Below are 10,621 nucleotides of genomic sequence, written 5' to 3' on the forward strand. Positions count from 1 at the left end.
ACAAATGCTGTGTATCCACCCTTCTTCTCTCATGAACAAAAGCGTCCTTTCCTTGAATGAAGGATAAAACCATGACTGATGCCGGAACTCCAATGCGAGAGGAAGGCCCGGCAGCATTTCCTTGCAATACCGCAAGTAGTCAACATTCTCCTTCTTGCAATCAAACCAGGGCGGGAACTGAAGGAGCACCATCGCCAGCTTGCCGGTATCAGTATAAGGTTTCAACGAGTCCCTGAAAGCTTTGAACATTTCCTCTTTGCTGCTGAAAGGAATGTCCCCTCTGTTATGTCCGGTCATCCCTTGATAAGCCTTCACTATGAACTTAAAAGAAGCAGGTGTCTCTTTCACCCATTTTTCCGCATTCCGTAATGGCTGAACGGCATAAAAGGTAGAATCCACTTCAACAATCGGGAAATGAGCGGAATACTCTTTCAGCTTATCCCGTTGTGATGTATTGCTATACAGCGAATCATGATCACCCCATCCGGTTAATCCGATATATATCAAAACAGCACCCCGTTTCGTCAGTACTTTTTTAAGTCTTTTGCTCTTCCCGCATTCATTTAGATGCAGGCAATCTCTCTATTATATGTACATGTTCTTTACCCGAAATGATTGTATGTGAAGCAAATATAGATACACTTAACATACCACTGTTGCCGCTGGATGGGCAAACAGTTGGGCTTTGGGCAGTGCCGCCTTCGCTTTTGTGAGAGGCTGGGGCGGTTATCGGCGATTTTGACGGTTTATCAGCGATTTCTGGATTTTATCGGCGATTTCTGGATTTTATCGGCGATTCTGAAGTTTTATCAGCGATTTTTGAAATTTATCGGCGATTCGACAAAAAACGGGGTGTGACTGGCACGACCCGAAAAAGCACAAAAAATCCCGCACACTCTAGGTATGCGGGATTTTCTGTATTAACCGATGGAACCTTCCATTTCGAACTTGATTAAGCGGTTCATTTCTACCGCATATTCCATTGGAAGTTCTTTTGTGAATGGCTCGATGAAGCCCATTACGATCATTTCTGTTGCTTCCTCTTCAGAAATACCGCGGCTCATCAAGTAGAATAATTGCTCTTCTGATACTTTTGAAACTTTCGCTTCGTGCTCTAATGAAATGTTGTCGTTCAAGATTTCATTGTAAGGGATCGTATCAGATGTGGACTGGTTATCCATGATCAGCGTATCACACTCGATGTTGGAGCGTGCTCCGTCTGCTTTGCGTCCAAAGTGAACGATACCGCGGTAGGTTACTTTACCGCCTTGTTTTGAGATCGACTTCGACACAATCGTTGAAGAAGTATTAGGTGCAAGGTGAGTCATTTTCGCCCCTGCATCCTGATGCTGGCCTTTTCCTGCTAATGCGATGGAAAGTGTCATACCTCTTGCGCCTTCTCCTTTAAGGATAACGGCAGGGTATTTCATAGTCAGCTTACTTCCGATGTTTCCATCAACCCATTCCATTGTAGCGTTCGCTTCACATACCGCACGCTTTGTAACAAGGTTGTATACGTTGTTCGCCCAGTTCTGGATCGTTGTATAGCGGCAATAAGCATCTTTTTTAATGATGATTTCAACAACCGCAGAGTGAAGGGAGTTTGTCGTATAGACAGGCGCTGTACAGCCTTCTACATAGTGAACGCTTGCTCCTTCATCAACGATGATCAGCGTACGTTCGAATTGTCCCATATTCTCTGAGTTGATACGGAAATAGGCTTGAAGCGGCGTTTCCACTTTTATCCCTTTCGGTACATAAATGAATGATCCGCCCGACCATACTGCTGAGTTCAATGCAGAGAACTTGTTATCCGTCGCCGGAATAACTTTTGCCCAGTGTTCACGGAAGAGGTCTTCATTTTCGCGAAGGGCTGAATCTGTATCTTTGAATACGATTCCCTGAGCTTCAAGATCCTCTTGCATGTTATGGTAAACAACCTCGGATTCATACTGTGCAGATACACCAGCAAGATACTTCTGCTCTGCTTCAGGAATTCCAAGTTTATCAAATGTTTGTTTGATTTCTTCAGGAACCTCATCCCATGAACGCTCTGATCTTTCAGATGGTTTCACATAGTATGTGATTTCATCAAAGTTCAAACCGTTTAAATCTCCGCCCCATTGAGGCATAGGCATTTTATAGAAGTGTTCCAATGATTTCAAACGAAAATCAAGCATCCATTGGGGCTCGTTCTTCATGCGTGAAATCTCTTCAACGATTTCACGGGTAAGCCCGCGTTTCGAACGGAAAATTGATACGTCTTTATCAGAGAAACCGTATTTATAATCTCCGATCTCAGGCATTTTTTTCGCCATGTTGATTCCTCCATTCTAAGTGTGAATCTTTCGGGGTCACTGCCCTTCCTTGACTCCTTTTTCCATCGCCTTCCAGGCAAGTGTGGCACATTTGATGCGTGCCGGGAATTTCGCCACTCCCTGCAAAGCTTCTATATCACCAAGGTCGATATCTTCATCATATTCTTTCCCTTGCATCATATTCGAAAATACTTCAGAAAGCTTCAATGCCGATTCAACGTCTTTCCCCTTGACGATCTGGGTCATCATCGAAGCGGAAGCCATTGAAATGGAACAGCCTTCACCATCGAATTTGGCATCTGTCACTTTTCCATCTTCCACTTTCATGTGAAGATGGATACGGTCGCCGCAGGTAGGGTTGTTCATGTCTACCGTCAAGCTGCCGTCTTCAAGCGAGCCTTTGTTGCGAGGGTTTTTATAATGATCCATAATTACCTGTCTGTACAATTGGTCTAAATTGTTAAAAGACATCGCTGAAATACTCCTTTGTTCTCACTAGTCCTGAAACAAGCTTATCAATATCTTCTTCTGTATTGTAAACGTAGAAGCTTGCCCGCGCTGTCGCCGATACTTTCAGCCACTTCATTAGAGGCTGCGCACAATGGTGGCCGGCACGTACGGCAATTCCTTCTGCATCCAATACTGTCGCAACATCATGGGGATGGACATCATCGATATTGAAAGTGACAAGTCCTGCGCGCTTGGCAGGATCCTTAGTGCCGTAGATGGTCATGCCTTCAATCCCGGACATTTTTTCCATCGCATAAGCAGCTAATTCGTGTTCATGTTTTTCAATATGGTCCAAGCCGATTTCCTCAAGAAAATCAATGGCCGCTCCAAGGCCGATAGCCCCGGCAATAATTGGAGTACCACCTTCGAACTTCCACGGAAGCTCTTTCCATGTCGACTCATACATTCCTACAAAATCAATCATTTCTCCGCCAAATTCAACCGGCTCCATGTTCTCAAGGAGATGTTTCTTCCCATAAAGGACTCCTATACCCGTAGGGCCAGCCATTTTATGACCGGAGAAAGCGAAGAAGTCGCAATCAAGGTCCTGTACGTCAACCTTCATGTGAGGGGCAGCCTGAGCACCGTCCACCATCATGACCGCTCCATTGTCGTGCGCCACTTTGGCAATCTCTTTGACTGGATTCATCGTTCCCAATACATTGGATACCTTCATGATGGAAACGATTTTTGTATTGGATGTTACAGTATTTTTCACATCTTCAATTGAGATGGTTCCGTCTTCCTGGAGTGGGACATACTTCAATGTTGCCCCAGTTTCTTTAGCGAGTTGCTGCCATGGAATGATGTTACTGTGATGCTCCATATGGGAGATCACGATTTCATCACCTTCCCCGACATTTGCTCTGCCATAGCTGGCTGCGACTGTATTGATCGCAGTCGTTGTACCGCGGGTAAAAATGATTTCCTCGGTAGAAGCCGCATTGATGAACTTGCGGACCTTCTCGCGGGAACCTTCATACCCGTCTGTCGCCAGGGTTCCAAGGGTATGGACGCCCCGATGGACATTCGAGTTATACTCACGGTAATACTTATCCAATGCTTCTATTACTTGCACGGGTTTTTGTGAAGTAGCAGCACTATCAAGATACACTAAAGGATGTCCATTGACTTCCTGGTCGAGAATCGGAAAATATTTACGAATCTCTTTAGCATTCATTAATTTACTTTCCTTTCGATTACCTCGGTCAGCTGCTTTTTAACTCCTTCGATCGGAAGCTGGTTAACAACCGGCGCCAGGAAGCCGTGAATGACAAGACGCTCTGCCTCATGTTGAGGAATACCGCGGCTCATCAAGTAGTAAAGCTGCAGCGGGTCTACGCGTCCAACTGATGCAGCATGTCCAGCCGTTACATCATCTTCATCGATAAGCAGGATAGGATTTGCATCCCCACGTGCTTTTTCACTTAACATAAGAACGCGTGATTCCTGTTCTGCATTCGACTTGGATGCACCATGTTCGATTTTGCCGATGCCGTTGAAGATGGATGATGCTTCATCTTTCATAACACCATGTTTAAGGATATATCCTTCAGAATTTTTTCCGAAGTGAACGACTTTAGTCGTGAAGTTCTGCTTCTGTTTACCGCGGCCAACCACGACGGTCTTTGTATCAGCGTATGAACCGTCACCCATGAGGTTGGTTACATTTTCTGAAATCGTATCTCCATCGTTCATCAAGCCAAGAGCCCAGTCGATGCGGCCGTCCCTTGCCGCTGTTCCTCTGCGGTTAACATACGTAGTAATCCCGCTTGCAAGGTTATCTACCGCTCCGTAAGTCACTTTTGCATTATTGTTGGCAAACACTTCTGTAACGATATTGTAAATTCCTTGTTCTACGTCTGTTGTAGAAATATAGTTCTCCACGTAAGTTACTGAACTGTTGTCATCAGCGACAACTAACACATGGTTGAACAGGGTAGTATCTGCATTGTCCTGGATATATACTGCTTGAATCGGCTGCGCCACTTCAACGTTTTTAGGTACATATAGGAATGCACCTCCGTTAACCAATGCTGCATGAAGGGCAGTCAGTTTATGTTCATCAACTTTGACGCCTTCCTGCATGAAATACTTCTGAACAAGGTCACCATGCTCTTTCACAGCTGTCAAAATGTCTGTGAAGATAACTCCTTTATCTTTTAACTCTTGAGATAGAGTCAAGTATGCAGGAGTGTTATTGCGCTGCACATATAAATTGTTTTCAGTGCTGTCCATATCAATCAATGCTTTTGCAGCTTCAGGAAGCTCGCTTAAGTTCTGGTAAGGCTTGCTTTCTACTGTATGCTGCTTAAACTCAGTGAAATTCCACTTTGTGATTTTTGTTTTATCAGGTTTAGGAAGCTCCAATTCCCCTGCTTTAGTCAAAGCCTGGATACGAAGGTCAGTAAACCATTCCGGCTCACCTTGACCTTTTGAAAAGGAGTCCAAATAGTCCTTTTCTACTGGTAGTTTCGTTTCTACAGTCATATTAATCCCCCTAACACTTACGCTTCTTGGCCGACAGTTTCGTCTTTGATACCTAACTCTTCTTTGATCCAGTCATAACCTTCAGACTCAAGGCGCTTCGCAAGTTCCGGTCCGCCTGATTTAACAACGCGTCCTTGCATCATAACGTGTACTTTATCTGGAGTGATGTAGTTAAGCAGACGCTGATAGTGGGTAATGATTAAGCATCCGAACTCTTCCCCACGCATTTTGTTGATTCCTTTGGAAACGATTTTCAATGCATCGATATCCAGACCGGAGTCAATTTCATCGAGGATTGCAATCTTCGGCTGAAGCATCATAAGTTGAAGAATTTCGTTACGTTTTTTCTCACCGCCGGAGAAACCTTCATTCAAATAACGTTGAGCCATATCCGGATCCATTTCTAATTCTTCCATGCTGGAATCCATTGTACGGATAAATTTCATAAGAGAAATTTCCTGACCTTCTTCACGACGGCTGTTGATCGCTGAACGCAAGAAGTCAGCATTTGTAACACCGCTGATTTCACTTGGATACTGCATTGCAAGGAATAGACCTACTCTTGCACGCTCGTCTACTTCCATCTCAAGGACATCTTCACCATCAAAAGTGATGCTGCCTTTTGTTACTTCATATTTAGGATGTCCCATGATTGCTGAAGATAAAGTGGATTTACCAGTACCGTTTGGACCCATTACTGCATGGATTTCTCCACCTTTAATTTCAAGGTTAACACCTTTCAATATTTCTTTACCTTCAATCTCAACATGAAGATCTGTAATCGTTAAAGTTGAACCTGCCATTATAATACCTCCGTGAACTTTATAAGAAAGTTTGTTTTTAACCATTCTCAATTTATTCTCATTACAATCTTATAACAAATAAAAGCTATAAGCAACTGTTTGAGCAGAGTATAAAAGGATGAAAAATCTTACTTCATTGACCCTTTATATTGTTAGCTTTCCGTGCTTTTATCATGTACATATATACTTTCGGACAGGAAAGGGCCTTATGGAATTTTCTTAATATTCCTCTCCTTGAATAAGATTAACAAACAATTCCTCATCAGTAAACAGAACAAAAGCACAAGCGCCCTGTTCAGCCCCGTCAGGCCAATGTTCCAAAGAGAAAAAAAGACGAACTTTCCTTTTATTCTCTTTGGGTTATCCGACCCCAAAGGCCAGGTTACGTTCCAGTGGATATGTAACCTCGGGCGCTGGAGATGGACGTGAATAACACAGTTAAAACATTCTATAAATTCCTAAAAACAAAGAAAAACCAGTGCTCAAAACACTGGTTTCCCCCTAGTTACTTCTTATTATATATTAGAGTGTACTTTTCGATCCAAGTCGGCAATCATTCTTCTGCTTTCAATGTATTCATTCTCTCTTCTCTTCTCCACTCGCATACGAACATCATGGTTCCTTTTATAGGTTTCATATCCAACTCCGTGAGCTCCTTGCATCGCCTTTTCCATTTCATTCGTATACTCCATATTCAGAGAGTCGTTGATAATGAATCATTCCTTTCGAGTTTTTAACTTCGTTTACAATAATACTACCCGCGTGCTTTTAAAACAAAACCCGTATCGAATGATTTCCAGTTTTTAACGGAGGTGACAGCTCTTTTTAAAAACCTAGTCTCACTCCCTCTTATATTTTCACAATATTCCCACGATATACTTCCTTTTGCAAATTATTTACCACGTTAAAGCCCTAAAAGGGACTGTCCCTCTTAGTGCGGTCATGAACTAAAGGAACAAAAAACAAAAAAGCTGACAATCTCCCTTGTCAGCTTTTTGGAACTATTGCTTCATTTGGTTTAATTCTACAATTGATTCCTGTACCAGCGTTACCGCCTGGCTCATTGCAGCTCCGCCGCCAAACGCAGCCGTCACGCCGACCGCTTCAAGGATTTCCTCTTCGGAACATCCTTGATCGATGCACCCTTTTGTATGGTAAATGATGCAATATTCATCCTGTGAATATAAACTGATCCCTAATGCAATCAACTGCTTTTCTTTTTGAGAAAGAACACCTTCTTTGAAGCATTGTTCAGTAAACGCATTATAGTGGTGTGCCAGTTCGGGCATTTTTTGAGTGAATAGGCCTAACCCATGCTTGTAGTGATGCAGGGCCGCTTCAGTTGAATTTCTAGCATCCATTTCCATTTGCTCCAGCTCCATTCTGTTATTGAATCCAATTCAAAAGTAGTATGAGCAAAAGGAGTGAAATTTATGTTTCATATGTGGCTTTAATGTAAATATTGATGCTCAGTTGAAATGTTTGCATCTGGCTTTGCCGTTTATGCAAAGTGATAAGAAGTTGTTTCACACGGCATGTCATAGACTCGGGCGCACTTACCCTTTAATCGTACCGCTTCTGCTTTGTTTTCCAATCTCTAATGGTACGTTTACCCTCTATTCGTACCGCTTTAGCTAGCCATCTAATTTATTATGGTACATTCCCTCGTCACTACGAGCCTAATGAATTCCACATTACCTATCACGGCTTGCACCCTTCTCTCCTAGCGCAAAAAAACAGCCCTTCCAATAGAAGGACTGCTTCTGCTTTAAAGTTTATTCTTGTACCGGAACGACCGCTCCGCCCCACTCTTCCAAGATGAAATCCTGGATTTCTTCTGAGCGAAGGACTTCTACAAGGGCTTTGACTGCTTCATTTTCTTCGTCACCGCTGTTTACAGCAATTAAGTTTACGTAAGGAGACTCTTTGTCTTCGATTGCAATTGAATCTTCAAGCGGGTTCAATCCTGCATCAATTGCATAGTTAGAGTTGATTAGTACTGCGTCGCCTTCTTCGTTTTCGTACAACTGCGGAAGAAGAGCTGCTTCATACTCGTAATCGAACTCCAGGTTCCTTGGATTTTCTGCGATATCGTCAAGTGTTGCAGCTGTTTTATCAACACCCTCCTTAAGAGTGATAAGGCCTTTTGCTTCTAATAAAGTAAGAATACGGCCGTGGTCTGCTACTGAGTTACTCATAAGGATTGTTGCGCCTTCTGGAAGTTCTTCAAGAGAATCATATTTTTTAGAATACACACCCATTGGCTCAATATGAATTCCACCAGCGTTCACAAAATCATAACCATGGTCTGCTATTTGTGATTCAAGGTATGGAACGTGCTGGAAGTAGTTCGCATCAATTTCGCCGCTGTCCAAGTCTTTGTTTGGCAGGATATAATCCTGATATGTTTCAATGTTAAGCTCAACACCTTGTTCTTCAAGAATTGGTTTTGCTTTTTCAAGAATTTCCGCGTGAGGAATATTGGACGCTCCAACCGTGATTACTGAAGTTTCTTCTCCTGCACCGCCTTGGCTTCCTTCGTCTGTTGTGCCACATGCTCCTAGTGTAAAGATACTTGCTGCTGTAAATAAACCTGTGATTAGTTTTTTCATTTTTTCTCCTTCTTTCTTTAAAATTTTTTTATCTTTTATCGATAGCTTTCGTTAATACGTCACCAATTATCTGAATGATAAAGACGATGATCAAGATGATGATTGTTGCCGCCAGAGTTACATCATCACGGCTGCGCTGGAAACCATCCAAGTAGGCCAGGTTCCCTAAACCGCCTGCACCGATAACACCGGCCATAGCTGTGAAACCAACCAAGGCTATTGCTGTTACGGTGATTCCTGAAATTAATGCCGGCATCGATTCCGGAAGAAGAACCTTCCATATGATCGTCGACGTTTTCGCTCCCATTGATTTTGATGCTTCAATGACACCTTTACTCACTTCCCTCAGAGCGATTTCAACCATCCTGGCATAGAAGGGCGCCGCTCCAATGATGAGGGCAGGAAGTGCTGCGTTCGCCCCACGAATTGTCCCAATAAGGAGCTTCGTAAACGGGATTAAGAGCACAATCAGTATAATAAACGGGATGGAACGGAAGATGTTAACCACGGCACTCGTTACCGCATACACAGCCTTGTTTTCCCATATGTTGTTTGGAGATGTCAAAAACAGTAATAGACCTAGAATAATTCCAAGTACGAGCGTTATCGCAACTGACATACCCGTCATGTAAAGCGTTTCAAGAGTGGCTTCCCACATTTTTTCCCAGTCAACGTTCGGAAAGAGAGTTTCAATCATGGTTTATCACCTCAATTCCAATCGTCTGCTTCTTCAAATATTCAACAGCCTTTTCTTCTTCAGCACCTGTCAACTGAATAAACAGTGTTCCGTAGGAGCCTCCCTGTGTCTGCGAAATGCTTCCCTGGAGGATATTGGCGTTGATGTCAAAGTTCTTGATCAGGCCCGTAATTAGAGGCTGCTCTGTCTGTTCACCTACAAAGGTGAGTTTGACAATCTTGCCATCCGGATAGTGCGAAATCAGATTTTCAATGGCTTCCTTCGTATTTCCGGTTTCCGAGACTTCACTCACAAACCGCTGAGTGATTTTTTGTTGAGGATTCTTGAATACTTCAAGTACATCCCCTAATTCAACTACTCGCCCGTTTTCCATAACCGCTACCCTATGGCAGATTTTTTGGATCACTTTCATTTCATGGGTAATCAGAACAATCGTCAGTCCGAGACGTTTATTGATATCTACCAGTAAGTCAAGGATGGAGTCTGTCGTCTCCGGATCAAGTGCTGAAGTCGCTTCATCACATAACAGGACTGTAGGATTGTTCGCAAGGGCACGGGCAATCCCGACACGCTGCTTTTGTCCGCCGCTCAGTTGTGAAGGATAAGCATCCTCTCTCCCTTTTAATCCAACAAGTTCGATTAACTCTTCGACTCTTTTGTTTCGTTCCTCCCTTGGAACATTCGTGATCTCCAGAGGAAATGCTATATTATCTCTTACATTCCTTGACCACAGGAGGTTGAAATGCTGGAAAATCATTGAGATCTCATGCCGGGCACTTCTCAATTTCTGGCCTTTCACTTTTGAGACAATATGGCCATTCACATCAATGGTTCCTTCACTCGGAATCTCAAGTCCGTTCAACATCCGGATCAATGTACTCTTTCCGGCGCCGCTGTATCCGATCACTCCGAAAATCTCACCGTCATCTATCGTTAAATTCACATCATCTACCGCTGATATGTCACCTTTTTTGCTTTTAAAAATTTTACTAACGTTTGAAATGCTAATCATTTACCTCACCTCTCTAACTAAACCTATAAAACTAGTAGGTTTTAGTACCGTTGTTGTAACATTGCTGTATTATTATTTACTGTATGCTCATTCCTAAAACATCTTTTCGACAGGAGAAGTTCAGAAAACACAAAATGCCTTCCTGCAATGAGCAGAAAGGCATGAAAATGTATCATTCA

Annotated in this window: 11 protein-coding genes; all 11 read right to left on the reverse strand. The window is 43.0% G+C overall.

The window, feature by feature from the left end; all coding sequences use genetic code 11:
- Positions 1–507: DUF72 domain-containing protein (locus BSG1_RS17335; RefSeq protein ID WP_006838489.1), on the reverse strand; the 507-nt coding region annotated here is incomplete at its 3' end.
- A 413-nt stretch (positions 508–920) separates the two neighbouring features.
- Positions 921–2,318, reverse strand: a complete 1,398-nt coding sequence (gene sufB, locus BSG1_RS17340) for a Fe-S cluster assembly protein SufB (RefSeq protein WP_006838491.1) — start codon at positions 2,316–2,318, stop codon at positions 921–923.
- Between the two features lie 36 nt (positions 2,319–2,354).
- Positions 2,355–2,789, reverse strand: coding sequence for a Fe-S cluster assembly sulfur transfer protein SufU (gene sufU / locus BSG1_RS17345; RefSeq protein WP_006838492.1), 435 nt, complete (start codon positions 2,787–2,789; stop codon positions 2,355–2,357).
- The gene (locus BSG1_RS17350) at positions 2,779–4,008 is read right to left on the reverse strand and encodes a cysteine desulfurase (protein WP_006838493.1); all 1,230 of its coding nucleotides are present in this window, start codon (positions 4,006–4,008) and stop codon (positions 2,779–2,781) included. Before BSG1_RS17350 ends, sufU begins: the two co-directional genes overlap by 11 nt.
- Positions 4,008–5,318 (reverse strand): Fe-S cluster assembly protein SufD, encoded by a 1,311-nt coding sequence (gene sufD, locus BSG1_RS17355; RefSeq protein WP_006838494.1) that lies wholly within the window; start codon positions 5,316–5,318, stop codon positions 4,008–4,010. Before sufD ends, BSG1_RS17350 begins: the two co-directional genes overlap by 1 nt.
- A gap of 17 nt (positions 5,319–5,335) precedes the next feature.
- Entirely contained in the window at positions 5,336–6,121 is a 786-nt protein-coding gene (sufC, locus tag BSG1_RS17360) for a Fe-S cluster assembly ATPase SufC (RefSeq protein ID WP_006838495.1), read from the reverse strand.
- A 515-nt stretch (positions 6,122–6,636) separates the two neighbouring features.
- Positions 6,637–6,795 carry a hypothetical protein gene (locus tag BSG1_RS21170; RefSeq protein WP_198008259.1) on the reverse strand — a complete coding sequence of 53 codons (159 nt, stop codon included), beginning with the start codon at positions 6,793–6,795 and terminating at the stop codon, positions 6,637–6,639.
- Positions 6,796–7,122: 327 nt separating this feature from the next.
- The gene (locus BSG1_RS17365; protein ID WP_044023102.1) at positions 7,123–7,488 is read right to left on the reverse strand and encodes a carboxymuconolactone decarboxylase family protein; all 366 of its coding nucleotides are present in this window, start codon (positions 7,486–7,488) and stop codon (positions 7,123–7,125) included.
- 408 nt (positions 7,489–7,896) lie between these two features.
- Entirely contained in the window at positions 7,897–8,733 is an 837-nt protein-coding gene (locus tag BSG1_RS17370; RefSeq protein ID WP_006838499.1) for a MetQ/NlpA family ABC transporter substrate-binding protein, read from the reverse strand.
- Between the two features lie 28 nt (positions 8,734–8,761).
- Positions 8,762–9,430 (reverse strand): methionine ABC transporter permease, encoded by a 669-nt coding sequence (locus BSG1_RS17375; protein WP_006838500.1) that lies wholly within the window; start codon positions 9,428–9,430, stop codon positions 8,762–8,764.
- Entirely contained in the window at positions 9,423–10,442 is a 1,020-nt protein-coding gene (locus BSG1_RS17380) for a methionine ABC transporter ATP-binding protein (protein WP_006838501.1), read from the reverse strand. The genes BSG1_RS17375 and BSG1_RS17380 overlap by 8 nt, the downstream gene beginning before the upstream one ends.
- Positions 10,443–10,621 lie beyond the last annotated feature (179 nt).

This window comes from Bacillus sp. SG-1 (assembly GCF_000181495.1).
In the GTDB taxonomy this organism is placed as follows: domain Bacteria; phylum Bacillota; class Bacilli; order Bacillales; family Bacillaceae_B; genus Rossellomorea.

Coding starts and splice junctions, on each gene's coding strand:
- sufB (WP_006838491.1), bottom strand. CDS start 2,318: ATGGCGAAAAAAATGCCTGAGATCGGAGATTATAAATACGGTTTCTCT.
- sufU (WP_006838492.1), bottom strand. CDS start 2,789: ATGTCTTTTAACAATTTAGACCAATTGTACAGACAGGTAATTATGGAT.
- BSG1_RS17350 (WP_006838493.1), bottom strand. CDS start 4,008: ATGAATGCTAAAGAGATTCGTAAATATTTTCCGATTCTCGACCAGGAA.
- sufD (WP_006838494.1), bottom strand. CDS start 5,318: ATGACTGTAGAAACGAAACTACCAGTAGAAAAGGACTATTTGGACTCC.
- sufC (WP_006838495.1), bottom strand. CDS start 6,121: ATGGCAGGTTCAACTTTAACGATTACAGATCTTCATGTTGAGATTGAA.
- BSG1_RS21170 (WP_198008259.1), bottom strand. CDS start 6,795: ATGGAAAAGGCGATGCAAGGAGCTCACGGAGTTGGATATGAAACCTAT.
- BSG1_RS17365 (WP_044023102.1), bottom strand. CDS start 7,488: ATGGAAATGGATGCTAGAAATTCAACTGAAGCGGCCCTGCATCACTAC.
- BSG1_RS17370 (WP_006838499.1), bottom strand. CDS start 8,733: ATGAAAAAACTAATCACAGGTTTATTTACAGCAGCAAGTATCTTTACA.
- BSG1_RS17375 (WP_006838500.1), bottom strand. CDS start 9,430: ATGATTGAAACTCTCTTTCCGAACGTTGACTGGGAAAAAATGTGGGAA.
- BSG1_RS17380 (WP_006838501.1), bottom strand. CDS start 10,442: ATGATTAGCATTTCAAACGTTAGTAAAATTTTTAAAAGCAAAAAAGGT.